Annotated in this window: 25 protein-coding genes; 8 read left to right on the top strand and 17 right to left on the bottom strand. The window is 63.7% G+C overall.

Annotated features, from left to right (window positions below; translation table 11 throughout):
* Positions 1-40: 40 nt before the first annotated feature.
* Both NHH73_26680 and NHH73_26675 read right to left on the bottom strand, forming a co-directional pair.
* Entirely contained in the window at positions 41-2770 is a 2730-nt protein-coding gene (locus tag NHH73_26680) for a TonB-dependent receptor (GenBank protein ID USX26107.1), read from the bottom strand.
* Between the two features lie 217 nt (positions 2771-2987).
* Positions 2988-3686, bottom strand: coding sequence for a FadR family transcriptional regulator (locus NHH73_26675; GenBank protein ID USX26106.1), 699 nt, complete (start codon positions 3684-3686; stop codon positions 2988-2990).
* Between the two features lie 323 nt (positions 3687-4009).
* On the opposite strand from NHH73_26675, the gene garD reads away from it, so the two are divergent.
* Complete coding sequence (garD, locus tag NHH73_26670) at positions 4010-5572, top strand: galactarate dehydratase (protein ID USX26105.1); 1563 nt, start codon at positions 4010-4012, stop codon at positions 5570-5572.
* Between the two features lie 72 nt (positions 5573-5644).
* Positions 5645-6454, top strand: a complete 810-nt coding sequence (locus tag NHH73_26665; protein USX26104.1) for an NAD(P)-dependent oxidoreductase — start codon at positions 5645-5647, stop codon at positions 6452-6454.
* A 57-nt stretch (positions 6455-6511) separates the two neighbouring features.
* On the opposite strand, the gene NHH73_26660 is transcribed toward NHH73_26665, so the two are convergent.
* Genes NHH73_26660 through NHH73_26650 form a run of 3 tightly spaced genes read right to left on the bottom strand, consistent with a single transcriptional unit; the run spans position 6512 to position 8566 of the window.
* Positions 6512-7105, bottom strand: coding sequence for a flavodoxin family protein (locus tag NHH73_26660; GenBank protein USX26103.1), 594 nt, complete (start codon positions 7103-7105; stop codon positions 6512-6514).
* 10 nt (positions 7106-7115) lie between these two features.
* Positions 7116-7499 (bottom strand): DoxX family protein, encoded by a 384-nt coding sequence (locus tag NHH73_26655; GenBank protein ID USX26102.1) that lies wholly within the window; start codon positions 7497-7499, stop codon positions 7116-7118.
* Positions 7496-8566, bottom strand: a complete 1071-nt coding sequence (locus NHH73_26650) for an aldo/keto reductase (GenBank protein ID USX26101.1) — start codon at positions 8564-8566, stop codon at positions 7496-7498. Before NHH73_26650 ends, NHH73_26655 begins: the two co-directional genes overlap by 4 nt.
* Before the next feature lie 116 nt (positions 8567-8682).
* Here NHH73_26650 and NHH73_26645 point away from each other — a divergent pair, with 116 nt between their 5' ends.
* On the top strand, positions 8683-9597 hold the full coding sequence (locus tag NHH73_26645) for a LysR family transcriptional regulator (GenBank protein USX26100.1): 915 nt from the start codon (positions 8683-8685) through the stop codon (positions 9595-9597).
* A gap of 39 nt (positions 9598-9636) precedes the next feature.
* On the opposite strand, the gene NHH73_26640 is transcribed toward NHH73_26645, so the two are convergent.
* The 7 genes from NHH73_26640 to NHH73_26610 form a co-directional block, all read right to left on the bottom strand.
* Positions 9637-10626: a GlxA family transcriptional regulator gene (locus NHH73_26640; protein USX26099.1), complete on the bottom strand. Its 990-nt coding sequence runs from the start codon at positions 10624-10626 to the stop codon at positions 9637-9639.
* Between the two features lie 33 nt (positions 10627-10659).
* Complete coding sequence (locus NHH73_26635) at positions 10660-11739, bottom strand: DJ-1/PfpI family protein (GenBank protein ID USX26098.1); 1080 nt, start codon at positions 11737-11739, stop codon at positions 10660-10662.
* A 101-nt stretch (positions 11740-11840) separates the two neighbouring features.
* Positions 11841-14201 carry a CPBP family intramembrane metalloprotease gene (locus tag NHH73_26630; GenBank protein ID USX26097.1) on the bottom strand — a complete coding sequence of 787 codons (2361 nt, stop codon included), beginning with the start codon at positions 14199-14201 and terminating at the stop codon, positions 11841-11843.
* The gene (locus NHH73_26625; GenBank protein USX26096.1) at positions 14198-14938 is read right to left on the bottom strand and encodes an ABC transporter ATP-binding protein; all 741 of its coding nucleotides are present in this window, start codon (positions 14936-14938) and stop codon (positions 14198-14200) included. The genes NHH73_26630 and NHH73_26625 overlap by 4 nt, the downstream gene beginning before the upstream one ends.
* 87 nt (positions 14939-15025) lie before the next feature.
* The gene (gene lepB, locus NHH73_26620) at positions 15026-15709 is read right to left on the bottom strand and encodes a signal peptidase I (protein USX26095.1); all 684 of its coding nucleotides are present in this window, start codon (positions 15707-15709) and stop codon (positions 15026-15028) included.
* A 63-nt stretch (positions 15710-15772) separates the two neighbouring features.
* A complete protein-coding gene (gene ggt / locus NHH73_26615; protein USX26094.1) occupies positions 15773-17539 on the bottom strand; it encodes a gamma-glutamyltransferase in 1767 nt (588 codons plus the stop codon).
* A complete protein-coding gene (locus NHH73_26610; GenBank protein ID USX26093.1) occupies positions 17536-18042 on the bottom strand; it encodes a hypothetical protein in 507 nt (168 codons plus the stop codon). Before NHH73_26610 ends, ggt begins: the two co-directional genes overlap by 4 nt.
* A gap of 162 nt (positions 18043-18204) precedes the next feature.
* Between NHH73_26610 and NHH73_26605 the strand changes: the two genes are divergently transcribed.
* The 3 genes from NHH73_26605 (at position 18205) to NHH73_26595 (ending at position 19436) form a co-directional block, all read left to right on the top strand.
* Positions 18205-18474 carry a hypothetical protein gene (locus NHH73_26605; protein ID USX26092.1) on the top strand — a complete coding sequence of 90 codons (270 nt, stop codon included), beginning with the start codon at positions 18205-18207 and terminating at the stop codon, positions 18472-18474.
* A 61-nt stretch (positions 18475-18535) separates the two neighbouring features.
* Positions 18536-18802 (top strand): DUF2188 domain-containing protein, encoded by a 267-nt coding sequence (locus tag NHH73_26600; protein USX26091.1) that lies wholly within the window; start codon positions 18536-18538, stop codon positions 18800-18802.
* Positions 18803-18812: 10 nt separating this feature from the next.
* Positions 18813-19436: a hypothetical protein gene (locus tag NHH73_26595; GenBank protein ID USX26090.1), complete on the top strand. Its 624-nt coding sequence runs from the start codon at positions 18813-18815 to the stop codon at positions 19434-19436.
* A 74-nt stretch (positions 19437-19510) separates the two neighbouring features.
* Here the strand turns inward: NHH73_26595 and rpoH are convergent, their stop codons facing one another.
* From rpoH to NHH73_26570, 5 genes are all read right to left on the bottom strand, one after another.
* A complete protein-coding gene (rpoH, locus tag NHH73_26590) occupies positions 19511-20404 on the bottom strand; it encodes an RNA polymerase sigma factor RpoH (protein ID USX29720.1) in 894 nt (297 codons plus the stop codon).
* Between the two features lie 349 nt (positions 20405-20753).
* Positions 20754-21674 (bottom strand): permease-like cell division protein FtsX, encoded by a 921-nt coding sequence (ftsX, locus tag NHH73_26585; protein USX26089.1) that lies wholly within the window; start codon positions 21672-21674, stop codon positions 20754-20756.
* Positions 21671-22327 (bottom strand): ATP-binding cassette domain-containing protein, encoded by a 657-nt coding sequence (locus NHH73_26580; GenBank protein ID USX26088.1) that lies wholly within the window; start codon positions 22325-22327, stop codon positions 21671-21673. The genes ftsX and NHH73_26580 overlap by 4 nt, the downstream gene beginning before the upstream one ends.
* 60 nt (positions 22328-22387) lie before the next feature.
* Positions 22388-23452: a signal recognition particle-docking protein FtsY gene (ftsY, locus tag NHH73_26575; protein USX26087.1), complete on the bottom strand. Its 1065-nt coding sequence runs from the start codon at positions 23450-23452 to the stop codon at positions 22388-22390.
* Positions 23453-23571: 119 nt separating this feature from the next.
* Positions 23572-24519 (bottom strand): MerR family transcriptional regulator, encoded by a 948-nt coding sequence (locus NHH73_26570; protein USX26086.1) that lies wholly within the window; start codon positions 24517-24519, stop codon positions 23572-23574.
* Positions 24520-24793: 274 nt separating this feature from the next.
* Between NHH73_26570 and NHH73_26565 the strand changes: the two genes are divergently transcribed.
* Both NHH73_26565 and NHH73_26560 read left to right on the top strand, forming a co-directional pair.
* Positions 24794-26092: an FAD-dependent oxidoreductase gene (locus NHH73_26565; GenBank protein ID USX26085.1), complete on the top strand. Its 1299-nt coding sequence runs from the start codon at positions 24794-24796 to the stop codon at positions 26090-26092.
* Complete coding sequence (locus NHH73_26560; GenBank protein ID USX26084.1) at positions 26082-26891, top strand: DUF1365 domain-containing protein; 810 nt, start codon at positions 26082-26084, stop codon at positions 26889-26891. Before NHH73_26565 ends, NHH73_26560 begins: the two co-directional genes overlap by 11 nt.
* Positions 26892-26980: the final 89 nt, after the last annotated feature.

Genomic DNA, 26980 nt, shown 5'->3' with positions numbered 1-26980 from the left:
GCGCCGTTGATCAAGCATCCATCGACATCATCAGGGTCTATTAATAGAACTTGTAGGTGGCGCGGAAGTTGAAGGCGCGGCCGATCGGGCTGGCGGCGCTGCTCAGATAACCATTGCTATACTGGCTGCTGTTGGTGACCGGCGGCTTGGCATCGAACAGATTGGTGATGCCGGCGGTGAGCGACAGGTTTTTGAAGCCGGTATAGGTGGTTGTCCACTGCCAGTTCTTGTACGAGTTGATGTCGCGCCAGTACTGCTGCGCCACCAGGTTCTGGTCTTCGTACTTCGAATTGTAGTTCTGCGTCAGGGTGCTGTTCCAGTTGCCCAGCGCCCAGTTCAACTTGGCCACGTGCTTCCAGCGATAGGTGATGATCGGGAAGCTGCTGGTTGTACCGTTCGACGCCAGGCCGAAGCGGCCGACGTTCGACACGTACGGGCTGCCGTTGTCGAGCTGATTGTCGAACTGCGTCAGGTAGGTGCCGTCGATCGATACCTTGAAGTCGCCGAAGGAGCTGCGCGGGAAAGCATACGACGCCGAGACGTCGATACCGGCCGCCTTCTGGCCACCCAGGTTCATGATGGTGTTACGGATGAAGTTGATGGTGCCGTCCGGATTGCGCACGAAGTCCGACGCGTACTTGGTCGGGTCGAGGAAGTAGACCTGTTCCGGCAAGTTCGCCAGCATGTCGGTCATGCGGATGTTCCAGTAGTCGATCGACACCATCGAGGTGGCGGTCGGCTCGAACACGGTACCGAAGGTGAAGCCCTTCGATTTTTCCGGCTGGACGTCGGCGTTGCTGCCGGTCTGCTTCGGCAACTGCACGTTGCAGACGTTAGCCGAGACGTAGCCCGGCAGCGCGGTCCCGCTGCCGGCCACGCCCGGGCGGCCGCCCGGGCACAGCACCGGGTCGTCCCAGCGCGCCGAGGTCAGGCCGGTGGCGCCGGGCAGGCGGTAGCCGTAGCGGTCGAACAGCGTTGGAGCGCGGAAGCCGGTGTTGGCCGAGCCGCGGAACATCAGCTGCTTGGTCGCCTCGTAGCGGAAGCTGACCTTCGGATTGATGGTGTTGCCGAAGTCGCTGAAATGGTCGTCGCGTACGGCGACGTTGACATTCAGTTTTTTGGTGAACGGCATATCCAGCTCGGCGAACAGCGCGGCGACGTTGCGGCCACCTTCGCCGTGCGACGGGCTGGCGTTGGCGTAGGTCACCTGGCGCACGATGTCGAGGCGCGTGTCCTCGTTGGTGTCGCGGCTGAAGCTCGTGCCGACGGCCAGCGCCAGGTCGCCGCCGCCCAGTTCCATTACGGCGCGGCTGGCGGTGAAATCGACGCCCTTGTAGGTGCTCTTCGATTCGCGGTTCTTCTGGCCGTCGACGTTGATGCTTTCCAGGTAGGCGCGGCCGGCGGCGTCCTGCAGGCCGAATGGATTGAGCTGGCCGTTGCGCAGGCCGTCGAGCAGACCCTGGCCGGTGAAGTAGCCGTTGTCGTAGTAGTTGTCGCGATTGGAGATGCCGACCACCAGACCGGTCTTGTAGTCCCAGCCCTTGATGGTGCCTTCGGCGGTGATGGCCACGCGCTGGTTCAGCTGCACGTCCTTGGTGGCTGCGGCGCCATAGTCGGCGACGGCCCAGGTGGGGATCAGGGTGGCGCCATTCAAGCCAGACATCGCCGGCACGCCGCCGCTGTTACCCGGATACCATTTGCTGGTCGACGGCAGTTGCGGCTGGACGCCGTTGACGGCCAGCGCGTTGGTCGGATTGCGGGTGCCGATGATGTGCTCTTCGCCGCGCGAGTAGTCGATCGAGACCACGTGGTCTTCGCCGAGCTTCTTCGAGGCGCGGGCGTAGAACGTCACCTGCTGGTTTTCGTACAGCGCGTTGCCGTAGGCGTTCGCGTCCAGCACGCAGGTGTTGGAGCGGCCCGGCAGCGAGTACGGGGCCACGCAGCCAGTGGCGGCGTACGGATTGCGCGCGGTGCGGTTGGTGGCGGTGGTGAAGTTGGCCGGGGTGGCGTTGCCGCCGGTGCCCAGCGATGGCGAACGGCCGATGCTGGTCAGCAGCTCCGGGGAGCTCAGACTGGCGCGGTCGCTCGCCGCCAGGGCCGAGCGCTTGTGCGCGTCGACCGTGCCCCAAACGCTCCAGCCGTCGCGTTCCAGATTGCCCTTACCCCAAGTCAGGGTACCGCGTTCCTCTTCGCCGCCGCCGCGACGGCCCACTTCCACGTGCTGCAAGGTCGCTTCCAGGCCCTCGTACTGCGTGCGGGTGATGAAGTTGACCACGCCGCCGATGGCGTCGGAGCCGTAGATCGACGAGGCGCCGTCGCGCAGGATCTCGACGCGCGCGATCGCGCTCATTGGAATCACATCCAGGTTGGCGTAGCCGTCGGCGATCGCCTCGTTGGCCAGGCGACGGCCGTTCAACAGCACCAGGGTGCGGTTCACGCCCAGGCCGCGCAGATTGATGTTGGTGCCCGAGCCGGCGTTGGACGGCGCCAGCGACGCCGATTGCGGCAGCGCCATCATCAGGTCGGCCAGCGTGGTCATGCCCTGCTTGACCAGGTCTTCGGCTTTGACGGTGCTGACCGGCAGCGAGGCCTCGGTGGCCAGGCGTTTGATGCTCGAACCGGTCACCTCGACGCGCTGCATCGGCGCCTCGGCTTCCTGCGCCAGCGCGGCGGTCTGGTTGGCCAGCGTCAGCACGGCCAGGGTAATGGCCGACAACATCAGCCTTGGTTGTGCGGAGCGGCTTTGGACCGGTTGCTCGGGCTTGTACATTCTAGTCTCCTTCGTTTTTTGAATAAAGTTAAACGCTTAACCGCCGAGGCGGCATTGAACGTGTGTGGAGCACCTCGCGTACTCCGTGCCGTTGAGACGAGGGTCGCTGTGCAGGCACAGTCCGGGGTCGCAAACGGTCAATAACTTGATTACTTTTTTTAGCGGGCGGCTTCGAGGCCGCTCCTGCTTTACTGCGGGTACTGCAAATCTTTGGTGGTCAACCGCGCGAGAAGGTGCGCGTGACGCGTTCCAGGTGGGCGCGCATGGCCTTGCGCGCGGCCGCCGGATCGTGGGCGGCGATCGCCTCCAGGATGCGGCGGTGGTCCTTCAGCGTTTCCTGGCGCAGTTCCTCGGTCTGGAAGTGTTCTTTGAGCTTGTGCCACAGGCGGCCGCGCTGGTCCCACAGGTAATCGAGGGATCCCACCAGCGCGCTATTGCCGGTGGCGCGCGCGATAGCGATATGGAAGTTGCGGTCGGCCGCTTCGTTGCTTGAATAATTGGAGTGGTTCTGTTCCATCTCGACGACCGCCTTGAGGATGGCGTCGATGGCGCTGTCGGTGGCGACGCGGGCGGCGATGGCGGCGATTTCCGATTCGATCAGGCGGCGCGCGGACAGTACTTCGAACGGACCGGGCCCGGCTTCCGGCAGGTCGGCCGGGGTGGGGCGCTCGCTGACGTAGACGCCGGAGCCGCCGCGCACCTCGATCACGCCGCCCAGTTCCAGCGCGATCAGCGCTTCGCGCAGCGAGGCGCGGCTGACACTGAGCTTGGTGGCCAGGTCGCGTTCCGACGGCAGGCGCTCGCCGGGGGCGATGTGTTCGTCGCGGATCAGCTCTTGGATACGGTCGGCCACGAGACGGTATAAGCGCGTCTCCGGAGTGGTGCCGTCATTGGCCGCTAAAGTTCTCTTCAGCATCGTTCTTGTCTCTTAATGTTATGGTCGTGGCGTTTTTGATATGGCCATCTGGTCAGGCCATTCTAAGGTGGTCTGACCAAAAGGGCAACGTGGACTAGCCAAATTTATTTTTAGCTGTCATACTAAATTCGTCAGGTAACCGCTTTCCGACCGTGTTTTCCAGATGAAGAACCTCTAAAAACACGGTAGAATCAGGGCTGTAAGGTTGTGGCGCCCCGGATACACACAGAACGCTGGCCGGCCAATATGCAAATTGGTCTGACCAATTTATGCTACCAAAAAACAACGTTAGCCGGGCAGAGACTCCCGGAAAGGAAGCCAGAATGATGCCACCGACTAGCGCCGCCACGCCGCGCTACATCCTCATGCACGACAACGATAACGTCGCCATTGTTGTCAACGACGGCGGCCTGCCCGCCGGCGCGGTGTTCGACAGCGGCTTGACCTTGCTGGAAGCGGTCCCGCAAGGCCACAAGGTCGCGCTGCGCGACGTCGCCAAGGGCGAGGCCGTGATCCGCTACAACGTCACCATCGGCTTCGCCGCCGACGACCTGCCGGCCGGCAGTTGGCTCAACGAGCAGAATGTGCAGATGCCGGACGCGCGCGAACTGGTCAACCTGCCGATTTCGACCCGTTTGCAGCCACCGGCCGAACCGCTTGAGGGCTACACCTTCCAGGGCTTCCGCAATCCGGACGGCAGCGTCGGCACGCGCAACATCCTGGCCATCACCACCACCGTGCAATGCGTATCGGGCGTGGTGGAATTCGCCGTCAAGCGCATCAAGGAAGAACTGCTGCCCAAGTATCCGAACGTCGACGACGTGGTGGGCCTGGAGCATACCTACGGCTGCGGCGTGGCGATCGACGCGCCGGGTGCGATGATTCCGATCCGCACCTTGCGCAATATCACCCTCAATCCGAACTTCGGCGGACAGGCCATGGTCGTCAGCCTCGGTTGCGAAAAGCTGCAGCCGACGCGCCTGTTCCCTAAGGGTTCGATCCCGATCCAGAACGGCGGCGGCACCGAGCCGGCGCTGGTGTGCCTGCAGGACGCGCAGCACGTCGGCTTCATGTCGATGATCGACTCGATCATGAAGCAGGCCGAGGCCAACCTGGTCAACCTGAACAAGCGCCAGCGCGAGACCGTGCCGGCCTCCGAGCTGGTGGTCGGTGTGCAGTGCGGCGGCAGCGACGCCTTCTCCGGCGTGACCGCCAATCCGGCAGTCGGTTTCGCCACCGATTTGCTGGTGCGTGCCGGCGCCACCGTGATGTTCTCCGAAACCACCGAGGTACGCGACGGCATCGACCAGTTGACGTCGCGCGCGGCGACGCCGGAAGTGGCCGACGCGATGATCCGCGAGATGGCCTGGTACGACAACTACCTGCAGCGCGGCGGCGTTGACCGCAGCGCCAACACCACGCCCGGCAACAAGAAGGGCGGCCTGTCCAACATCGTCGAGAAGGCCATGGGTTCGATCGTCAAATCCGGCAGCAGCGCCATTTCCGGCGTGCTGTCGCCGGGCGAGAAGCTGACGCAAAAAGGCTTGATCTACGCCGCCACGCCGGCCAGCGATTTCATTTGCGGCACCTTGCAGCTGGCCGCCGGCATGAACGTCCATATTTTCACCACCGGCCGGGGCACCCCGTACGGCCTGGCGGAAGTCCCGGTGATCAAGGTCGCCACCCGCAACGACCTGGCCAACCGCTGGCACGATCTGATGGACATCAACGCCGGCCGCATCGCCAGCGGCGAGGCCACCATCGCCGATGTCGGCTGGGAGATGTTCCAGCTGGTGCTGGACGTGGCCAGCGGCCGCGAAACCTGGGCCGAGAAGTGGAAGCTGCATAACGCGCTTGTGCTGTTCAACCCGGCGCCGGTGACCTGACGCCTGATTGGCGTCCGCGCTTTACCCTCAACGATCACTTTTCAATAAAAACCGAACGAGAGACAAACAACAATGAGCAAGCCATTCAAACGATTGCTGCTGACCGGCGCCGCCGGCGGCCTGGGTAAAGTCCTGCGCGAGCGCATCAAGCCTTGGGCCGATGTGGTGGTGCTGTCCGATATCGCCGACATGGGCGAAGCGCGCGAGGGCGAGGAAATCATCCAGTGCGACCTGGCCGACAAGGCAGCCGTCATGAAGCTGCTGGAGGGCGTGGAGGCGGTATTGCACTTCGGCGGCATCTCGACCGAGAACACGTTTGAAAACATCATGCAGGCGAATATCCTCGGCACCTACAACCTGTACGAGGCGGCGCACAAGCAGGGCACCAAGCGCATCATCTTCGCCAGCTCTAACCACACCATCGGCTACTACAAGTGGACCGATTACATCGACGCCGACAGCCCGACCCGCCCGGACAGCTTCTATGGCGTCAGCAAGTGCTTCGGCGAGTCGCTGTCGCGCTACTACTACGACCGCACCGGCCTGGAAACGGTCTGCCTGCGCATCGGTTCATCGTTCCCCGAGCCGGCCAACCCGCGCATGCTGGTGACCTGGTTGAGCTACGACGATCTGGAAGAGGCGCTGCGCTGCTCGCTGTTCACGCCGCGCGTGGGCCATACGATTTTGTTCGGCGCCTCGGCCAACCCGGCCAGCTGGTGGGACAACAGCAAGGCCGCGCACCTGGGCTATGTGCCGAAGGATAGCTCGGTGCAGTTCTCCGACAAGTTCCCGGACACCGGCGTGTACCCGGCGGCGGACGATCTGGCGACCGTGTATCAGGGCGGTGGCTTCGCCGCCGTCGGTCCGCGCTACCAGGACTGATCGGACACGCAAGCCCGGAGACGGCCTTGCGTATCGACCGCCGCTCAACGCCGGCGGTTATGCGATCTGCGCCGACGACGCCGACAGGAACAGGCCGGCGATTTCAGCGACGCGCGCGCCATACTGCCGCGCGGTCTCCAGGTCTCCCGGGGACATCTCTTCGGGCGTGGCATCGGCCGGCGTTTGCGCCATCGGGCCCAAAAAAGATCCCATGCGATTGATGTCGTCCCGTTGGGACGCTTTGGTATTGGACGACTTCACGCCGACGCCGACCCAAAGGCCACGGTGCTGCGCGGCGAGCAGCGTGAAATACTGCAGTGTCGCCAGCTTGTCGCCATTGACGCTGGCGCTGTTGGTGAATCCGCCGAAAATCTTGTCCTTCCATTGGTCCGCGAACCACGGCTTGGAAGAGTCGTCGGCGAATTTCTTGAACTGCCAGCTTGGTCCTCCCATATAGGTCGGCGATCCAAGGATGATGAAGTGCGCCGTCTCGATGGCGGCCCAGTCCTCGTCGGGCAAGCTGCCGTCGGCACCGATTTGCAGCAGACTTGCCTGCGCGCCCTGCGCGACGGCGTCCGCCATCCGTTTTGTGTGGCCGTAGCCGGAATGGAAGATGACGACGCCTTGTAAAGCCGGGGAGGTAACGTTCATGATAGAGCCCTTAGTGTGATGGTGATGTGCCATTGGCCATGGCACCGGTTTTGAGCCGCCTGGATCGCGCGATCAGCGTGAAGGTCAGGGCGGCCAGGATCAGCGCGGGGAACACTGCGTGTGTCCACTCGCGGTGCAGGGAGAGGGTGGCGACGGCCGACGCCATGATCAGCATGCCGAGGGTGAGGCCCGCCCACGATGTGGTGCGGCGGCTTTGCAGCAAGGCGCTCGTCAGCTCGAGCGCGCCGGTGGCGAAATGGAACCAGGTTGGATAGCCCCATCGCGCATAGTCTTCTTGCAGCGACACCGGCGCCACGATATTCAGCACGCCTGCAAATACGAAAAAGGCGACAAGACCCCAGCTTAGCCAGGTACGCAACGCAAACGTTCTCATAGCGCGCCTCCACCGGCCGAGCCGCCCGGCGTTTGCTGCGAACCTGCGGGCATTCGGGTGGGAGCGGTGCGCTCAAGCATCCACCCCGGATACTCCGGCGGCAGCGCCCCGGCGGCATCGAGCGCCGCAAGGTCGTCTTCGTCGAGCTGAAGTTCGACGGCGGCCAGGTTCTGTTCCAGCTGGTCGAGCCCCTTGGCGCCGGTGATGACGGACGTGACGAAGGGTTTGGTCAGCACGTAGGCCAGCGCCACGGCGGCCACGCTCGCGCCGTGTTTTTCCGCGATGGGACGCATCGCAGCCACGCACGCCCAGGCACGATCCCTGTCGACGGGCGGAAAGTCGAAGGTCGCGCGTCGTCCTTGGCTCGCTGCCCCGGGGCCGAATTTACCGGACAGCAGCCCGCCAGCGAGCGGCGACCAGACCATCAGGCCCACTTTTTCTTCGACCAGCATGGGAGCGATCTCCCGCTCCAGGTCGCGGCCCGCGATGGAGTAGTAGGCCTGCAATGTCTCAAAGCGCGCAAAGCCCCGCTGCTGGGCTATGCCTTGGGCTTTCGCCAGACGCCAGGCCGGCCAGTTCGAGGCGCCGATGTAGCGCACCAGGCCGCGCGAGACGAGATCATCGAACGCGCGCAGCGTCTCCTCCAACGGGGTCACCGGATCGTTCGCGTGGACTTGATAGAGATCGATGTAATCGATCTGCAAACGCTCCAGGCTTGCTTCGACAGCATCCATGATGTGGGCGCGCGAGGCGCCGCGATCATTCGGTCCGCTGCCCGACGGGTTGAACACCTTGGTGGCGATGACCACGTCCTTGCGCGCCACCCCAAGGTTTTTGAACGCACGCCCCAGCATGCGCTCGGACTGGCCATGGGTGTACACGTCGGCGGTGTCGAAGAAGTTCACGCCGGCCCTCAGGCAGCGTTCGACGATGGCGTCGGCCGTCGTCTGGTCCATGCCCGCGATATCGTGGTAAAGCCCTTGCTGTCCGGCCGGACCGAAGGTCATCGTGCCTAGGCACAGCTCCGACACGAACAGTCCCGTACTGCCAAGTTGGTTGTAGCGCATAACGCCTCCAGTTTGCATGGGAGCGGCCGTCCGCTCCCGAAGACTTGACTATGCCCGTGTCGACTTTTGCGATAAAGTATGTCAATCAAAACCCATCGTTACTCCAAAAAGAAACAATGCAGGATCTCGAGTCCCTCGCCATTTTCGTGCGCATCGCGGAAATGGCCAGCTTCACCAACGCGGCGCAAAGCCTGGGCATTCAAAAGGGCAGGGCGTCGAACGTCGTTCGTCGTATCGAGGCGTCGGTGGGGGTGCGGCTGTTGCACCGGTCGACGCGCAGCGTCCAGCTCACCGAGGACGGGCGCATGTTCTACACCCGTGCGCGGGCATTGCTGGCAGACGCCGAGGAACTGGACGCGATGTTCGCGGCAAGCGATGCGACGATGCGCGGACGCCTGCGCGTCGACTTGCCGACAGAATTAGCCCGAGGCACCATCGTGCCCTCGCTTCCTTCGTTCATGGCCGCCTATCCGCACGTCCAGCTGGAGATATCGAGCACAGACCGGCGTATCGATTTGATTCAGGAAGGGATGGACTGCGCGATACGCATCGGCCCCATTGTCGATGAGACCCTGGTGGCGCGCCGGATCGGGGCACTGCGCATGGTGAATGTCGCCAGCCCGGACTACCTTCGACGCCAGGGCGTACCCCGCACGCTACATGATCTGCTGGCCCAAGGCCATCGCATGGTCCACTACGCGCCGACTTTGGGAAGCCGGCCATTTGGATGGGAGTATCCGCAGGCCGATGGCGGCGGCTACGAAACGCTGGCGCTGGCCGGCTCCGTGAGCGTCAACAGCGTGCAGACCTACCACGCGGCGGGGCTGGCCGGGCTGGGATTGATCCAGGCCGTATTCTCGAGCCTGACGGAGTATCTGGCGCGCGGCGAATTGGTGGAGGTGCTGCCGGAGCTGCGGCCGGAGCCGCTGCCGGTGTCGTTTGTGGTGGCACATCGTCAGAACCTGACGCGCAGGGTAGGCGTTTTCATGGAATGGGCCGAACAGATACTGGCGCCGTATTTGGACAGTTAGCCAGCGTTTCACGGGGGACGGAGTACCTTGGCAGCATTGTTAAACGGCGCAGGCTGAAAAACGGTCGCGGTATTGGCCGGGACTCACACCCAGCTGGCGCTGGAACACGCGGCGCAAATTCTGCTCTTCCACATAGCCCGTGTTGGCCGCGATCGCCTTCAAAGGCAGCGCGGTTTTCTCCAGCGCGCGGCAGGCGGCTTCCAGCCGCATCGCTTCCACCATCTTTGCCGGCGTGCGTCCCAGCTGGGCGGCGTAGGTCCGCGCAAAGGTGCGCGCCGACATGCCGGCTTGCTCGGCGAGGCGTTCCACCGTCAAGGTCTCGCGCAGGTGAGCGGCGACCCAGGCGTGCAGCGCGTCGAAACGTCCGCCCTCATGCGACTGCGCCGCCAGCGGCACGCTGAATTGCGATTGTCCGCCGGTGCGTTTCATGAACACGACCAGCTGGCGCGCCGTTTCGATGGCGATCTGGTGGCCGTAATCCTCCTCGATCAGCGCCAGCGTCAGGTCGATGCCGGCGCTGACGCCGGCCGAGGTCCATATCGAACCATCCTTGACGAAAATCTTGTCGGCGTCGACGTCGACGCCCGGATGGCGCTCGCGCAAGCGGTCCACCCATTCCCAATGCGTCGCCGCGCGCCGGCCTTCGAGCTGGCCGGCGGCGGCCAGCAAAAACGCGCCGGTGCAGACGGAGCAAAGCCGCCGCACCAGCGGCGCCCGCCGCGCGATCCAGTTCACCAGCGCCGGCGAAGCGTTGAATTCCTGGCCTTTGCAGCCGCCGGGGACGATCAGGGTGTCGATGGCGACGCCGTCGAGCGTGGCGATGGACACCGTCGCCACCGGCAATCCGGCGCTGGTGGTGATCAGGCCTCCGTCGGCGGAAGCGACGAGGGTTTCGTACAGGGCGGGTCCATCGCCCGGATGGCGCTTGCTGGCGGTCGCCAGCGCCTGCAGGGGGCCGCACAGGTCAAGCAGGTTCATGTCGTCGTAGGCCAGCAGCACGACGCGCAGTGTTTGTCTTGAGATGGTCATGTTCATACCTGCCAGTTTATCGTGCTTGCGCGGCTAGGGGGCGGTCGCGCGGGCGTATTCGAATTCAAGGGCGACCAGCTTGGCGGTGTTTGATCCATATCGCGTGGCGATTGCGTCCAGCGACTCGTCCAGCGATCTGCCGGGCGGGGTGGCGATCGACAGGGGCGGCAGCATCCGCAAGCCGTCGATACCTTCGCCGTCGGGCTGCAGCGTCAAGCCGTGCAGGGTAAGCAGCGCCGCCCCGTCCTCCGTGCTCGCCGCGACCGCGTACACGCGGCTACGCTTGCTGCGCGACCAGGCATCGGCGGTATAGGCCAGCGCGATTTCATCGACGCCCGCCGCCACCGGCAGGCCTAGCTGGTCGACCGGATGGAACCACTGATTGGTGTAGCCGGTGATGTAGGCGCCCAGGTTGGCGCCGAGGCGCGGCTTGAACATGTCGCTGTCGTGCGCCGTGCTCCAGTCGCCGCCGGCGACCTGGCGCGCCACGTCGCCGGCCCGCTCACGCCCGGCGATCGCTTCGACCAGTGCCAGCGCGGTGGGCAAGGCGGCGCTGACGCCGGCGCTGGAAACCATTTTGCCGTCGGCCACGTAGCGGACGTTGTTGATCCATTGCGTATCCGGGTAGTGCTCCTTGCGGTAGGATTCCGTGGCCCAGTGCCCGGTGGCGCGCCGTCCCTTGAACAAGCCGCTGTTGGCCACCACCAGCGCGCCGTCGCAGATACTGACCACGGTGGCACCCTTGGCGCCTTGCGCCGCGACCCACGCCAGCAAAACATGATCGCTGGACTTCGCGACGGCCGGCACGATCAGATAGTCCGCGCCGTCCGGGAAGCGGGTGTCGAATTCTTCGATCGTCGCCTGTGGATTGATCTTCAGCGCGGGAAGCATCCTCACCGGGCCGGCCTGCGTGGCCACCGCGACCAATTCGGCGGAACCGGAACGGGCGATGACGCCGTAGGGGATGACGAAGTCGGTCAATTCGGTGCCGTGGTTTTCGGCGATGACGGCGACGACCGGTTTGGCGCGGTCGAAGCGGTTTTGGTAGGGGGCGATTTCCCCGGCGACGGCCACTCGGCCAATCAGCAGGATGAGTACAAACAAAGTGCGCATGACAGTCCCTGACGGTGGTTGGTCAGGAATTATCGAAGATGGGAAGTCTGGCGAAATGCCATTAAACAGTCAATTCCTGCCACCACCGCTTTCGCCCGGATTTACAACTGGATCGCAACCATCGCGGCATTGTAAGCCGCGTGCACCAGCATCGGCGCCAGCAGCGTCTTGCTGCGCTCATACACCCAAGCCGTGCACAATCCCACCACAAACACCGGCAACAGCGATAACGCCGGATGCACCGCCGCGAAAACGGCGGCGCTGATGACGATCGCCTGCGCGGCCGGCATCGAGCGGCGCAGGCCGCCGAAAATCAAACCACGGAAGATGAACTCCTCGCACAGCGGCGCCGCCAGCACGGTGAGCGCGAACAGCCACAGGCGCGTGTCGGCGGCCTGCGGCAATGCCGGCAGATGCGCCGCCAGCGACGAGTGCTTGAGCGCGTAAAGATATGCAAAAGCGACGGCGCAGCTGACGGCAATGGCGATTGCCGCATCCCGCAGCGATGCGCCGAGCCGGATGCCGCGCCAGATGACCGGCACGTTTGCCGTTTTGCTGCGCCAGTAAATCAGCCGCACCAGCGCATAGACCACCAGGCCGGACAAACCGAAGGCCAGCGTGATGATATCCAGCCCCGGCGCCTTGGCGTCATCGGCGAGCACCAGCACCAGGATGCCCTGCATGATGAAGAAAGCGGTGGCGGCGATCAAGCCGTCCGAGGTCGATACGCGTGCCGGCGGCGCTGCGGCCGGATCGAGCAGGTAGGGCAGGGCGTCGCGCGCCTTCTGCCACAGGGCCAGCGCGAAGGACGCCGTCAGCACCATCGTGATCAGTTTTTGCGCCCAGTTGTCGCTGTAGATCGACCAGGTGTAAAAGCTCGCCAGCAGCATGTACAGATAGGCATAGGTCGGCCGCACGCGGGTGCGCACTTCCACCGCCGTCGGGTCGCAGGCGAAGACGCCGAGCGAGACGGCGATCATCGAGTAGATCGGGATACCGGCGAGCACCGTCAACGCCAGGACCAGCGCGCGCCAGTCCCACACGTCGGTATGCATGGCGGTGAAGACCAGCACAATCAGCGGGTAGGTCAGCGCCAGCACGCCCCACAGCTTGGCCTTTTCCTTCAAGACGCTCTCCATCGGGCGCGGCACCGTGTATAGCAGCCAAAGGACGTGGCCTTCGTTGTTCAGCGTCTGAAAGGCCGACAGCATCAGCACATAGACGCCGATGCCGAACGCGATCGCGGCGGCAAGGGTGTGGTGCTGGCCGATTTCTCCCATGCTCTTCAGCGTACCGTTGAACACCACCTGGCTACCGACGATGATGACCGGCAGCAGCAGCGTTTGCACCAGGAAGTTGCGGTCGCGGCTCAGTAGACGCAGCTCGCGGCGCTGGATCGTCGACAGCAGCGAGCCGACCGCGGACAGCGCGCCGGCTGGCGCCTTGACGGCGACGGGCTTGCCCCGCGTGCTTTCGCGCGAACTGGAACCGACCACGCCGTTGCGCAGCTGGTAGCGCATCAGCGCCACGCCGCTCCACAACAATACGGCCAGTTGCGCCAGCAGCAGCGCGGCGGCGGATGCGAACTGCGCCAACGTCTGCGCCTGTATCGCCTGAAGCGCCACGCCTGGCGGCGTCCAGATCATCCACGACGGGAATGCCCCCGCCCATTCCATCGCGAAGCCGTCGGCACGCGGCATGCCGAGCGCCATGACCAGATAAATCAGGGGCATATTGAACAGCGAGGCAACCGCCTGCAGATTGCGCAGCTGCGACGCCGGGAGCCACATGCGCAGGCCGGTGTCGGCCAGCGTATGCAGCAGCGCCGCCAGCGGCAGCAGCAGCGCGGTGGCCAGCAGCGCGATCGGCAGCGCGGCCCACTTGAAGCCGGAGTACCAGGCGATCATCACATACGGCGCGGTGAGGGCGACGATGCCGGCGCTGTTGCTGGCGCTGCGTTCGAGCAGCCGTCCCCACAACAAGGTGGAGCGCTTGATCGGCAAAGTCACCAGCCATTCGAGATCCCAGTCCGGCTGCGCCATTTCCTTGCTGCCCAGCGGGAGCAGCACGGCGACCGCGAACAGGATGGTCAGCTCCATCGTCAGCCCGTTGAGCAGCATGGGATCGAACGGCGCCGCGTGCAGTTCGTCGGCCGCGATCTCGACGTCCACATGCCGCCGCCCCTGCTTATCCACGCTTTGGCAGGCGCTGGCCTCGACCAGCCGGCACTGCATGTTGACGATCACCGTGCGCGCCAAGCTGCCGAACGAGAACGAAAACAGCAACGCCACCACCAGCGTCAGTATCCACATGTTGCCGCGCTTGGCGGCGATGCCGTCGCGCGCTTTCTTCTTTTTGAAGCGGCTGAACATGGCGCTGGCCATGATCTGGTTAGCCTGGCGCGTCAGGCGCATTTTCGCCATCAGCCAAATGGCGCGCGCCGCCGTCGGTTGCCGCATCATTGCGGAGTCTCTGCGCCGGCTTCGTCGGTGATCTTCAGGAAGACGTCTTCGAGCGACCCGCTGGTGGCGGCCTTGGCGCGAATCTCGTCGAGCGTGCCGGTGGCCGCCAGCTCGCCGCGATGGATGATGCCGACCCGGTCGCACAGCTTCTCGGCCATGTCCAGCAGGTGGGTGGAGACGAAGATGGTGACGCCTTGCGCGGCGGCCGCCAGCAGGCGCTCCTGCACTTCGCGCGAGGCGCGCGGATCGAGGCCGTTGATCGGTTCATCGAGGATCAGCACCGCCGGTTCGTGGATCAGCGCGCAGGCCAGGCCGAGGCGCTTCTTCATGCCCAGCGAGTAGTTGACGGCGTAGTCCTCGCCGGCTTCCTGCAGGCCGAATTCGGCGATCAGGCGCGCGCTGCGCCCGGCCGCCTCGGCGCGCGAATAGCCGTGCATCTCGCCGACGAATTGCAGGATCTCGCGCCCGCGCAGGTAGTCGTAGAAGATCGGCGTGTCGGGCAGGTAGCCCACGCGGCGTTTAACTTCGGTCGCGTCGGCGTGGCAATCGAGGCCGTCGATGAGCACCTTGCCGCCGCTCGGCACCAGGATGCCCATCATCATGCGGATGGTGGTGGTCTTGCCGGCGCCGTTGGGACCAAGGAAGCCGAACACTTCGCCGCGCCGGACGGTCATCGACAGCGGCTTGACGGCGTCGAAGCCGCCGTAGGTTTTGGACAGGCCCTGGAATTCGATCATGGGTTCTTCGCGGCCACGGCAAGCAGTCCGCAATGTTAAGGAATTGACATTCATCATAACATCGGTCGCGGCGGCGAAGATAGCCCGCTATGGCGCCTTGTATAAGCTCATGCCAAAGCGTTCGGTGCGCGGTAGCCAGTTGCCTTTGATGTCGGCGGAAGCCAGCACGCGCTCGGCGCGGCCGATCAGCAGCGCGCGCGGCACCAGGCCGATGTAGCGCGAGTCCTCGCTGTTGTCGCGGTTATCGCCCAACATCATGTACTGGCCGGGCGGCACGGTGACGGCTGCGAAGTCGCGCCGCGCCATCACCTGCGGCAGGATCTGGATCGCGTGGCTGCGGCTGTCGCCGCCCAGCGATTCGCCAAGGCGCACCGCGTCGATGTCGCCGATGCCTGCGAGGGTTTCGGTGGCGGTGCCGATCGGCGCATAGTCGGCCGGCTTGCCGTTGATGACCAGGCGCTCGTTGCGCATCTCGACGCGGTCGCCCGGCAGGGCGACGATCCGCTTGATCAGCCGCGTGCCGTTCTTGGGCGAGGAGAAGGTGACGATGTCGCCGCGTTGCGGTTCGCCGGTGGCGCCGAGCACGATGTCGGTCAGCGGCACCTTGACGTTGTAGGCCAGGCGGTTGACGAAGACGACGTCGCCCTCGAGCAGGTTGGGGCGCATCGATGCGGAAGGGATCGGATTCCAGTCCGCGACGGCGGTGCGGAAGATCCCGAACAGCATCAGGAACAACAGAAAGCCTTTATTCGCGCGCAGCCATTTGTTCATCACGTCTCCGATTGGTGTGGGGTGGGGGAGACGCCATCATGTGGTGAAAAAATTAATCCGGGCTTAGTGTGGTTTTTTCTTCACAAGCGCGCTGCCGACGCCGTGCCGCCGGCCTTCGCTGACGGCAGTGACGGTGCCGTCGGGATTGAAGACCAGCGCGTTGGCGGCGCCGATTTCTTCCGGCGCGGCGCTCCAGCGTTGACCGCTCTTTTCCAGCGCGGTCGCCTGCGCGCTGCCAGGAAAGCCAGGCTCCACATCGGTCGCTTCGCCGTTGCGCTCGGACAGGCGCGGCGCGTTCAGCGCGTCGGGCATCGTCATCCCGAAGTCGATGTGGTTGACGATCGTTTGCAGCACGGTGGTGATGATGGTCGCGCCACCCGGACTGCCGATGGAGAACGCCGGCTTGCCGTTCTTGAACGCCAGGGTCGGCGACATGCTGCTGCGCGGACGCTTGCCCGCCTCCGGCACGTTGGGGCGCGGGCCGGAGAAATCGAAATCGGTCATCTCGTTATTGAGCAGGAAGCCGTAGCCCGGCACCACGATGCCGCTGCCGCCCCAGTCTTCGATGGTGTAGGTGTAGGCGACGATATTGCCGTCCTTGTCCGACACCGTCAGGTGTGTGGTGTGCGCGCTTTCCTTCAGCAGCTTGACCGACGTCATGGGCCGCAGCGGCACGCTCTGGTCGGACTGGAAAGCGTACGGATCGCCGGCCGCCGCCGGTCTGCGCGCCTGCGCCGGATCGATCTGCCGGCGGCGCAGCGCGGCGTAGTCTTTGCTCAGCAAGCCGGTGACCGGCGCGTCGACATACTCCGGATCGGCCAGATAAGCGTTGCGGTCGGCGAAGGCCAGGCGGCTCGCCTCCAGATACAGGTGTTCGGCCTGCGCGCGCGGCATCGCCTTCAGGTCGTAGCCTTCGAGGATGTTGAGCGCCTCGGCGATGGCGATGCCGCCGGAGCCGGGCAGCGGCATGCCGTAAATGTCGTAGCCGCGATAGGTGCTGTGCACCGGCTGCCGCAGGCGCGCTTCGTAGTTGGCCAGGTCGGCCAGCGTCATGTTGCCGCCCCGGACCTGCACGCCCGGCGCGGTGGCCGGGCGGTTGACCGCGTCGACCACGGCGCGCGCCATTTTGCCCGAGTAGAAAGCCTTGACGCCGCCGGCGGCCAGTTCGCGATATGCCTTGGCCAGGTCGGGATTGCGCAGGGTGCCGCCGGCCGCGACGGCCTCGCCATTTTTCAAGTACAGCGCGGCGGTGGCGGGGAACATGCCGAATTTGGTTTTGTTCTCGCCCGCCATGCGCGAGAAATTGTCGCTGATGGGGAAGCCGTTGGTGGCGACCGCGATGGCCGGCGCCAGCACCTGCTTGAACGACATCGAGCCGTAGCGGTCCAGCGCCTCGTGCCAGCCGCGCACCGTGCCGGGCACGCCGACGGACATGCCGCTGTCGCGCACCGTTTCGAATTTCATCGGCGCGCCGTTTTCCTGGAACACGGTGGGCGTGAAGCCGGCCGGCGCGGTCTCGCGGTGGTCGATGGTGATGACGCGCTTGTCCTTGGCCAGGTAGATGACCATGAAGCCGCCGCCGCCGATGCCGCAGCTGAATGGATCGGTCACGCCCAGGGTGGCGGCCGCCGCGACGGCGGCGTCGATGGCGTTGCCGCCCTGGTTGAGAATGGACAGCGCGGCTTTCGACGCCGGCTCGCTGATGGTGGCGACGGCGCCGCCGGTGCCGGTGGCGACCGGGGTTTTGGTCCATGCCGCGGACGGCAGGACCAGGGTGACGATAATCGAGTAGAGGAGGACGGTGCGGGCGGGGCGGGTGTGAGGTGTCATGAGGGGCGCGGTGTCGGGTCTGAGGGTGGCGTGTTGCTCACTCTCAAGCTTACCCGATAATCCGGCGCTGGTTCATTTTTGGCGGGCACCGCTTGCGGCTCGACGCCGGCCAGCGCGAAGGTCAAGCCGTCCTGGGTGATACTGGGTTTGCCGTTGGGCATGCTGTCCGACAGCACGAAGTTGCTGGTCGTGCCATCGGCCTTGGTCAGTGTGAAGCTGTAGCTGATGTAGCCGGCCCATACGCAGACGGCGCCGACGCGGCAGCGGCTGTCGTTGACGCGCTCCAGCTTGACGGTGGGCGCGGTGGCGCCGCCGGCGATGCCCTGGCTGGCGGCCTGGCTGATGACGGCGCTCGCGCCTGGTTGCAGCACGTAGGTGGCGTCGAACGGTTTATTGACGGTGGCGCCGGCGCGGCCGTTAGCGGTACCGCAGGCGTACAGCATGGCCATGACGCCAAATAGCAAGGGCAGGACGATCAGCTGCCGCAGTAGTGTCTTCATCATGTTCATGTGCGACCTCTTGAATGCAAAGTGGCCATTAGCTTAGCAAAAGTATCATTTTGGCGGCGCACGAACCGCATGCCGCCGTGGTTTTCGCAATAAAGGCCACGCGGGGTGGATAAGCTGCGTAGAATGTCTGCTCTGAATTATTTTTGGATTAGAGACATGAAAAAAACTGGCCTGGCGAAGAGTGATGCCAAAAAATTGATGGGCAAGATGGCCGGGCCGAGCGCGGCGACCTTTGGCAAAGTGGCCGAGGTGGTCGACAAGCGCGAGCAGCGCCGGCGCGATCAGGCACTGGGCCTGGTGCCCTTTGCGGTGAAGCTGAATAGCGATTTGGTGGCCCAGCTGAATGCGCAGGCCACGGAACGTAGCCTTGATATGAATCAGTTGGTGGCGGAGTTGTTGACCAAGGCTCTGGCGTCGGCGGTTTAGCCTATTTCGCGATGTGCGTAGTCGGAGTACGCTGGCGTATCACCCGCGTCGGGGGGAGGGAATGATGAAAAGCAAGGTGCATGTTATACATCAAGGTGGAAAGTGGGCGCTTTCCAAATCACCTAGTCCTCTGGGTATTATCGACACATACGATACTAAGTGGGAGGCAATCTCCGCTGCGCGAAAATCGCCCCAGTTGGGCGAGTTGATTATTCACACCGCGACCGGCCAGATTATTCGCGAGCCGGATGTTAAGACCAGTCGCGATAAGAATTTAATGCGTGAGGCTGTTCTTAACGCTGTTAAACGATCAGAAAAGCGCAACTAGAGCCTGTTAGATGCCAAGGCCGCCAGTATTTGAGAAGAGTGTCTTTATCAACTGCCCGTTCGATGACGGATATCAGCCTCTGCTGCGGGCCATTGTATTCAGCGTCCTATCATGTGGTTTTTCCGCTCGTTCAGCAATCGAAGAGAACGACTCTGGTGAGGTCAGGCTCGATAAGATCAAACGACTTATCAAAGAAAGCCGTCTTGGCATCCACGATATTTCTCGCACTGAAGCTGATGTGACTTCTGGGCTGCCCCGCTTCAACATGCCGTTCGAATTAGGTCTCGATTTGGGCGCGCGGGCATTTGGGAGTCGGCAGTTAGCGAGGAAGAAAATACTGATCTTTGATCGCGATCAATACCGATATCAGCAGTTCTTGTCGGACATCGCTGGTCAAGACATATCTGCACACGCTGAATGCGTCACGAATGTGATGTCGAAAGTTCGCGGGTGGCTCAATAACTGTCAAAGTAGCGGCCGCCCTTTGCTGGGTGCCGATGCAATCGAAGCCTCATTCATAAGATTCACCGCAGAATTGCCGCATATGTGCGAGGAGCTTCATTTGGATGCGACAAAGCTCGACTTTGGAGACTTCGTTTATTTCGCCGGCGTTTGGTCAGAGCAGATGGCTTGATGGTTCGCTGAGTGCACATAAAAAAACCGCGCAGTTCGCACTGCGCGGCTTTTTTTTGCTCCGACCTCGACGTTTTACACGTAGGCGGCCAGCGAGCCTTTCATTTTTTTCAGCGCGGCCGATTCGATCTGGCGGATGCGCTCTGCCGATACGCCGAACTCGTCCGCCAGCGTGTGCAAGGTGGCGCCGGAGCCGTCGTCGTTGGCCAGCCAGCGCGCTTCGACGATGCGGCGCGAACGTGGATCCAGCTTGCCCAGCGCCTGCTCCAGGCCTTCCGATTGCAGACGGGTGACTTGCTCCGCTTCCAGCACGCGGGTCGGCTCGCTCTGCTCGGACGACAGGTAGGCGATCGGGGCGAACTTGTCGTCCTCGTCGTCGTTCGGCGATTCCAGCGCGATGTCGCGACCGCTCAAACGCGTTTCCATCTCGATCACTTCTTCGCGTTTGACGTCCAGCAGCTTGGCCAGGTTGTCGATCTGCGTTGGGCTCATCGCGTCCAGGCCAGTCTTGTGGCTGCGCAGGTTGAAGAACAGCTTGCGCTGCGCCTTCGTCGTCGCCACTTTGACCAGACGCCAGTTTTTCAGGATGTACTCGTGCATCTCGGCTTTGATCCAGTGCATCGCGTACGACACCAGGCGTACGCCCTGGTCCGGGTCGAAACGCTTGACGGCTTTCATCAGGCCGATATTGCCTTCCTGAATCAGGTCGGCGTGCGGCAAGCCATAGCCAAGATAGCCACGGGCGATCGACACCACCAGACGCAGGTGCGACAACACCAGCTCTTGCGCGGCGCCAAGGTCGTTATTGTCCTTGAGGCGCTTGGCGAGCGAGATTTCATCGTCGTGCGTCAACATCGGCAGGCGATTAACGGCGGAAATATAGGCGTCCAGGTTCCCCAGGTTGCCAGTGAACCCGAGTCCTAAAGCGCCCTTGTTGGTGGGGACCAACGCGGCAGGTGCGGACATCATAGTCATTTTCATTCCTTCGCTCGAAATTGCCAAGTCTTGTAGTGCCCAGAGGGCCACAAAGACAGAAAATATTGCTTAATTACCATTTCTGCGGAGTGTTATGAACTCTGCAGTTTTCATATATTAGCACTCTCCTCGATTGAGTGCCAATCACCTTATTTTTATCGCCACGATAGGGAAAATACTATCGGGTAGGTCTGAACAATGGCTTTTGATAAACACAGCATGCGCCATGGAGCTTAGGCCTGACTTAATGGGAGATCGGGGGGAGATGTATCAATGGTAGGCGGGTGCGGCGGCCGTTTCCGTGCGCGGGCGCACGGAAAGGCGGACAGAATTAACTCAGCAATTAATTCAGGCGGGACAGGTGACGCTGCACCGACAGCAGCGCGGCGATCAGGCCCAGGCCGGCCGAGAGGGCCAGCAGAAAAGCCATCATCACCGGTTGCAGCGGCGTGAGCTGGAATTCGGAGGCGTACAATCTTGCGAATTCGGCAATCGCGACGTTCAACGGGCGCAGCGCCAGCGCCACCGCGCCCAGCGCCAGTCCGCCGGCGCACAGGCCCAGCAGCGCTCCGGTGTAATAGAAGGGCCGGTGGATGAAGCTGTCGGTCGCGCCGATCAGCTTGGATACCAGGATTTCCTCGCGCTGCGTCATCACCTGGAGGCGGATGGTGTTGAAGATGACGGCCACCACCACGGTGCCAAGGGTAACCGCCAGCAACAGCAGTCCCAGATGCAGGATATTCAGCAGCGCGGCCAGCCGCCTGACCCAGGCCGAGTCAACCTGCACCGTGTCGACGCCCGGCAGCGCGCGGATCTGCTCGGCCAACTGGTCGACGTCGCCGCCGGACTGGGCCAGGCGGAAGGCGTCGAGCTTGAGCACATAGCTGTCCGGCAGCGGGTTTTCGCCGAGCGTGGTCAGCACGTCGGCCAGGCCGCTCTTTTCCTTCATGCCTTCGAGCGCTTTTTCACGCGAGGTGAAGATGATCTTGGCTTGCTTGTCCGGCAAGGTCTGGCGCAACTGCACGGCCAGCGCCTCGGCCTGGTCGCGCGGCGTGTCCTGCTTGACGAAGACGCTGATTTCCGGATCGACCGACAATTGCTCCGACATGGGGCGCACGTTGTCGAGCAGCGTCACGCCCGTGAAGGGCAGCGCCAGTGCGATCGCCACGACAATAATATTGAACAGGAAACTGCCCGGCGAGCGGCGCAGATGCACCAGCGCGGCGGACAGCGCGTAACGGTGTTGGCGGAACCAGTACGTCATGCCGCCACCTCCAGTTGACCCTGGTTGAGATGGATGATGCGCGCGGCGGCGTCGAGCATTTGCTCGTCGTGGCTGGAAATCAGGCAGGTGACGCCGACCGAGTGGAAGGCCTTGAGCGCGTCGAGCACCTTGTTGGCGCTGGCACGGTCGAGGTTGGCGGTCGGTTCATCGGCCAGGATCACCTGCGGCCGGTTGACGATGGCGCGCGCGATCGACACGCGCTGCTGCTCGCCGCCGGACAGGGCCAGCGGGTGCGAGCTGGCGCGGTCGGCCAGGCCGACCTTGTCGAGGGCGGCGCGGGCGCGTTGCTCGGCCTGATGGTGCGAGGCGCCCGTCACCAGCAGCGGCAACATCACGTTGGCGAGGATGGTGCGATCGTTGAGCAGGCGTTGTTGCTGGAAGATCAGTCCGAGATTGCGGCGCAGAAACGGCACGGCGGCCGGCTTGATGCGGGCGATGTCCTGGCCGTTGACGATGACGTGGCCGGCGGTGGGCCGCTCGATGGCGGCGATCATCTTCAACAGCGTGGATTTGCCGGCGCCCGAAGGGCCGGCAAGAAACACCAGTTCGCCTTTTTCTACCGTGAGCGAGATGTCGCGCAGCGCCATCGCGTCGGGGGAGTATTGTTTCGAGACGTTCCGGAATTCGATCATGTAATGGGGGGTTATCCGAGCAATTATGTGGGCAACTATCGTGGCAACCGCGGTGGCAAACTACGGCAGCAAGGCGTCGACGAACTCGGCGGCCACGAACGGCTGCAGGTCTTCGATTTTTTCGCCGATGCCGATGAAATACACCGGTACCGGACGCACGCGGGCGATCGCCGCCAGCACGCCGCCCTTGGCCGTGCCGTCCAGTTTGGTGATCACCAGGCCGGTCAGCTTCAGGGCGTCGTCGAAAGCTTTCACTTGCGCCAACGCATTTTGCCCGGTATTGCCGTCGATAACCAGCAGCGTTTCGTGCGGTGCGCCGTCCATGCCCTTGCCGATGACGCGCTGGACCTTCTTCAACTCTTCCATCAGGTGCAACTGGGTCGGCAGACGGCCGGCGGTGTCGATCATGACCACGTCGAGGCCGCGCGCCTTGCCGGACTGCACGGCGTCAAACGAGACGGCCGCCGGGTCGCCCGACGCTTGCGAGATCACGGTGATGTTGTTGCGCTGGCCCCAGACCATCAATTGCTCGCGGGCGGCCGCGCGGAAGGTGTCGCCGGCGGCCAGCAGCACCGACTGGCCGTTCGATTGCATGTGCTTGGCCAGTTTGCCGATGGTGGTGGTCTTGCCGGCGCCGTTGACGCCGGCGATCATCATCACCATCGGCTGGTGGCGGCCCAGCTCGAACGGACGCTGAAGCGGGGTCAGCAACTCGACCATCAGCTGCTTGAGCGCGGTCTTGACGGCGGCGGCGTCGAGCAGCTTGTCGTCCTTGACCTTTTGCTTGAGGGCGTCGAGCAGGTATTCGGTGGCGTCGACGCCGGCGTCGGACATCAGCAGCGCCGCTTCGAGCTCGTCGTACAGGTCGTCGTCGATCTTGGCGCCGACGAACAGCAGCGACAGGTTATTGGAGGTTTTGGACAGGCCGGCCTTCAGGCGCGTCATCCAGGACTGCTTCTGCGCCGGCTCCTCGATCGGCATCAGCGGCTCGGGTAAATAAGCGTCGACGGCGGAAGTGGTGCTGGGGGCAGGGCTGGAAATAGCGCTACCAACGGACGCCGGCGCGGGGATCTGGACCTCTGGCGCCTCGGGGGCGACAGGTTTTTTCTTGAAGAAACTAAACATGGATATGTGGTTGGGGGCGCTTCAAGCTGATGCCCGGCAGCGCCGGACACGGGGAAATGCGGCTATTTTACCAGAGCGCGGCCGTGCGGCCGTGGGCCGCTACCGGAATGACAACTTTTTCAGCCTGTGGCGACGTTGGCGTTGCGCATGCGCCATTCGGTGATGGCGGCGCTGATGTCTGCCAGCGCGAACACCCGCACATAAGACGGACGGCGCCGTTTGAGCGCGGCGTTGCCGCCGCCGGCCCACAGTTCGACGCTGCCGTTGAGGCGGGTATGCAGCTCGGCCAGGCCGTCGAGCGCCTGGCGCGGATTCATCGCCGCCGAGAACGACAGCGCGATGATGTCGACCCGCTGCACCCGTGCCGCCTCGACGATGTCGAGCAGCGGCGTTTGCACGCCCAGCGAGATGCAGTGGGCCCCTTCGGCCACGCACATGGCCTCGGCCATCAGCAAGCCCAGCCCGTGGCGCTCCTGCGGCAGGGTGGTCAGCATGATGCGCGGCGCGCCCAGGTTGCTGGCGGCCGCCTGCGGCATGGCGAAGATGGCGCTGCGCATCACCACCGTCAGCGACTCCGTATACAAGTGTTCCTCGAACGTGGCCAGCTGGCCGCTGGCCCAGGCGTCGCCGACCAGGGTGGTCAGCGGGGCGACCAGGTCGATGACGAAACTTTTCAAGCCCATCATCAGCAAGGCCTGCGACAACTGGCGGCGCAGCGCTTCCATCTGATGGGTTTTGCACAAGTCGAGATAGCGCTGCAGCTCGGGCGGCGGCAGCGACGGGCCGTTGACGCCGCCGGTGGCCTGGCCGGTCAAGGTCTGCAATTCCTCGGCGCTGAACTGGATCACCTTGCCCGGACGGAAGCCGAGGTCGATCAAGCGCTTGACCAGACGCAGCTTTTGCACCTGTTCGATCGGGTAGACGCGCTCGCCGTTGGGGTCGCGCAGCGGCTGGGGAAAGTCGTAGCGACGTTCCCATACCCGCAGGGTTTCCTTGGCAACGCCGGTGTCTCGCTCGACGTCGCTGATCGTGCTCGGAACTGGTTGTGAAGAAACAGTAGTTGTCATTAGAGAATCTTAAGCGTCTGCCGTCGTTCGACAGTCGCGAGTGTTGGCACAGGGTCGGGGTGCACGGCGCTGGAAGCGGTTCTGATCCGGCGCGACCTGCATTTTACCTTCGTTTTGCCTCAAAAGTTTCCACATCCAAAGCTCATCTGCGTGCGTATAAGCAGTACTAAAGAGCTTGTCCACGACATGCAGTTGACATTGAGAACTAATTAACTGATTATCGCCTTTGCCCATGAGTTGTCCTGGACAAAATATTTTGTAACGGTGGAAAATAATGAAAATAGCTGTTGTTGGCAGCGGAATTTCCGGGCTCTCCTGCGCTTATCGTCTGGTGCAAGCTGGTCACGAGGCGGTGCTGTACGAGGCCGGCGGGTATTTCGGCGGCCATAGTAATACCGTGGATGTGACTTTTGATGGTGAAACCCATGGTGTCGACACCGGTTTCCTCGTTTTCAATCACCGTACCTATCCTCATCTGACCGCGCTGTTCGCCGAGCTGCAAGTCGACACCGCCGCCAGCGACATGGGCTTTTCCATCAAATTGCCGGTCGGCGGCCGTCTGCTGGAGTGGGCCGGCGGCAATCTGGACCAGGTTTTTTGTCAGCGAAGCAACTTGTTGCGTCCGGCTTTCCTGCGCATGCTGCGCGACATACTGCGTTTTAACAAAGCCGCCACGGCGCTGGCGCAAATGCCGCAATCGACGCCGCAGATTTCCCTTGGATCATACCTTGATGCGCAGGGTTACAGCGCACAGTTTTGCAGTTGGTACTTATTGCCGATGGCGGCGTGCATCTGGTCGTGCCCGTCCGAGCAGATGCTCGCCTTCCCGCTGGCCAGTTTCGTCCAGTTTTGCCACAACCACGGGCTGCTGCAGGTGAACGACCGGCCGCAATGGCGCACGGTGCGCGGCGGCTCGCGCCAGTATGTCGAGCGCCTGCTGGCCGGCATCCCCGAGCGGCATTTGAATACGCCGGTGACGGCGATCGCGCGCACCGCGCACGGTGTGGCGCTGCGCTCGGCCCAGGGCAATGCGCTGTTCGACGAAGTGGTGCTGGCCACGCACAGCGACCAGTCGCTGGCGCTGCTGACCGACGCCAGCGACGAGGAGCGCGGCGTGCTCTCGGCGGTGGGCTACCAGGCCAATCGCGCCGTGCTGCACACCGACACCAGCTGCCTGCCGGAGAACCGCAAGGCCTGGTCGGCGTGGAACTACCAGGGCAGCGGCGATGGTCAGGCGGGCGGCGGGCCAGCGCGCGTTTGCGTGCACTACCTGTTGAACAAACTGCAGCCGTTGCCCTTCGAGCAGCCGGTGATCGTCTCGCTCAATCCCCTGACGCCGCCGGATCCGCGAAAAGTGCTGCGCGAATTCGATTACGCCCACCCGGTGTTCGACGCGGCGGCGGTCGAGGCGCAACGGCGGCTGCCGCGCATCCAGGGTCGCAACCGCGTGTGGTTCGCCGGCGCCTGGACCGGTTACGGCTTCCATGAGGACGGCCTCAAATCGGGATTGTCGGTGGCGTCGGCCATTGCCGCCCGCGCGCAGCAGCTCACCTTTGGCTCCCATGCCGCCTGACCTGTCGACAGCCCCGGCCGCGCCGCAGCTTTGCTTCGGCCAGGTGCGGCACCAGCGTTTGCGGCCGGTGCGCCATGGTTTTCAGTACGGGATGTACTTCGTGCGCTTGCCGCTGCGGACGCTGGGCCAACATGATTTCGGCTGCCGCCTGTTCGCGCGCAACCGTTTTAATCTGCTGTCGTTCCATGACGCCGACCATGGCGACGGCCGCCAGCCCTTGCTGCAGTGGATCGATGGACTGCTGGCGGCGGAGGGCGTGCACGATGCGGACGGCGAGGTCTGGCTGCAAACCATGCCGCGCGTGCTGGGCTACGTGTTCAATCCCGTCTCGTTCTGGTTCTGCCATCGCCGCGACGGCACGCTGCGCGCCATCGTCGCCGACGTGCACAACACCTTCGGCGAGCGCCATTGCTACCTGCTGGAGAACGGCGGCGCCATCGGCGCAGGCGAGGAACTGGCGGCGCGCAAGATCTTCCACGTCTCGCCGTTTTGCGATGTGCGGGGCGGCTACCGCTTCCGCTTTTTTTGGGGCCGGCGTGCCTCCGGCCCTTGCGCCGGCCAGGACCACACGCTGGCCAGCATCGATCACGACGACGAGGCCGGACCGCTGATCGAAACCAGCCTGTCCGGCCGCGCCGGTCCGCTGGACAACCGCCATACGGCGCGCGCCTTCTTCACGTATCCGCTGATGACCATCGGTGTGATCGTCCGCATCCATTGGCAGGCCGCCAGGCTTTGGCTCAAGCGCGTGCCATTCTTTTCAAAACCACTACCGCCTCAACAGAAAGTATCACGATGAGTACAGAATCCCTCGCCACCGCGGCCGCGCCGCTGTCGGCGCCATTGCCGGCGCCCTTGTCCATCCAGGCGCCCGCGCATGGTGGCGCC

This window comes from Oxalobacteraceae bacterium OTU3CINTB1, from assembly GCA_024123955.1.
In the GTDB taxonomy this organism is placed as follows: domain Bacteria; phylum Pseudomonadota; class Gammaproteobacteria; order Burkholderiales; family Burkholderiaceae_D; genus Rugamonas.
The sequence above is the reverse complement of the archived record's forward strand: the minus strand, read 5'-3'. Positions and strand labels throughout refer to the sequence as shown.

Bases quoted from the DNA above. Each gene is read 5' to 3' on its own strand.
- NHH73_26660 (USX26103.1), bottom strand. From the start codon at position 7,105: ATGAACGTTACCTCCCCGGCTTTACAAGGCGTCGTCATCTTCCATTCC.
- NHH73_26570 (USX26086.1), bottom strand. From the start codon at position 24,519: ATGACAACTACTGTTTCTTCACAACCAGTTCCGAGCACGATCAGCGAC.
- NHH73_26580 (USX26088.1), bottom strand. From the start codon at position 22,327: ATGATCGAATTCCGGAACGTCTCGAAACAATACTCCCCCGACGCGATG.
- NHH73_26595 (USX26090.1), top strand. From the start codon at position 18,813: ATGCCAAGGCCGCCAGTATTTGAGAAGAGTGTCTTTATCAACTGCCCG.
- NHH73_26560 (USX26084.1), top strand. From the start codon at position 26,082: ATGCCGCCTGACCTGTCGACAGCCCCGGCCGCGCCGCAGCTTTGCTTC.
- lepB (USX26095.1), bottom strand. From the start codon at position 15,709: ATGAACAAATGGCTGCGCGCGAATAAAGGCTTTCTGTTGTTCCTGATG.
- ftsX (USX26089.1), bottom strand. From the start codon at position 21,674: ATGACGTACTGGTTCCGCCAACACCGTTACGCGCTGTCCGCCGCGCTG.
- NHH73_26655 (USX26102.1), bottom strand. From the start codon at position 7,499: ATGAGAACGTTTGCGTTGCGTACCTGGCTAAGCTGGGGTCTTGTCGCC.
- NHH73_26665 (USX26104.1), top strand. From the start codon at position 5,645: ATGAGCAAGCCATTCAAACGATTGCTGCTGACCGGCGCCGCCGGCGGC.
- NHH73_26680 (USX26107.1), bottom strand. From the start codon at position 2,770: ATGTACAAGCCCGAGCAACCGGTCCAAAGCCGCTCCGCACAACCAAGG.
- NHH73_26565 (USX26085.1), top strand. From the start codon at position 24,794: ATGAAAATAGCTGTTGTTGGCAGCGGAATTTCCGGGCTCTCCTGCGCT.
- NHH73_26605 (USX26092.1), top strand. From the start codon at position 18,205: ATGAAAAAAACTGGCCTGGCGAAGAGTGATGCCAAAAAATTGATGGGC.
- ftsY (USX26087.1), bottom strand. From the start codon at position 23,452: ATGTTTAGTTTCTTCAAGAAAAAACCTGTCGCCCCCGAGGCGCCAGAG.
- NHH73_26630 (USX26097.1), bottom strand. From the start codon at position 14,201: ATGATGCGGCAACCGACGGCGGCGCGCGCCATTTGGCTGATGGCGAAA.
- ggt (USX26094.1), bottom strand. From the start codon at position 17,539: ATGACACCTCACACCCGCCCCGCCCGCACCGTCCTCCTCTACTCGATT.
- NHH73_26640 (USX26099.1), bottom strand. From the start codon at position 10,626: ATGACCATCTCAAGACAAACACTGCGCGTCGTGCTGCTGGCCTACGAC.
- garD (USX26105.1), top strand. From the start codon at position 4,010: ATGATGCCACCGACTAGCGCCGCCACGCCGCGCTACATCCTCATGCAC.
- NHH73_26650 (USX26101.1), bottom strand. From the start codon at position 8,566: ATGCGCTACAACCAACTTGGCAGTACGGGACTGTTCGTGTCGGAGCTG.
- NHH73_26645 (USX26100.1), top strand. From the start codon at position 8,683: ATGCAGGATCTCGAGTCCCTCGCCATTTTCGTGCGCATCGCGGAAATG.
- NHH73_26635 (USX26098.1), bottom strand. From the start codon at position 11,739: ATGCGCACTTTGTTTGTACTCATCCTGCTGATTGGCCGAGTGGCCGTC.
- NHH73_26600 (USX26091.1), top strand. From the start codon at position 18,536: ATGATGAAAAGCAAGGTGCATGTTATACATCAAGGTGGAAAGTGGGCG.
- rpoH (USX29720.1), bottom strand. From the start codon at position 20,404: ATGATGTCCGCACCTGCCGCGTTGGTCCCCACCAACAAGGGCGCTTTA.
- NHH73_26675 (USX26106.1), bottom strand. From the start codon at position 3,686: ATGCTGAAGAGAACTTTAGCGGCCAATGACGGCACCACTCCGGAGACG.
- NHH73_26625 (USX26096.1), bottom strand. From the start codon at position 14,938: ATGATCGAATTCCAGGGCCTGTCCAAAACCTACGGCGGCTTCGACGCC.
- NHH73_26610 (USX26093.1), bottom strand. From the start codon at position 18,042: ATGATGAAGACACTACTGCGGCAGCTGATCGTCCTGCCCTTGCTATTT.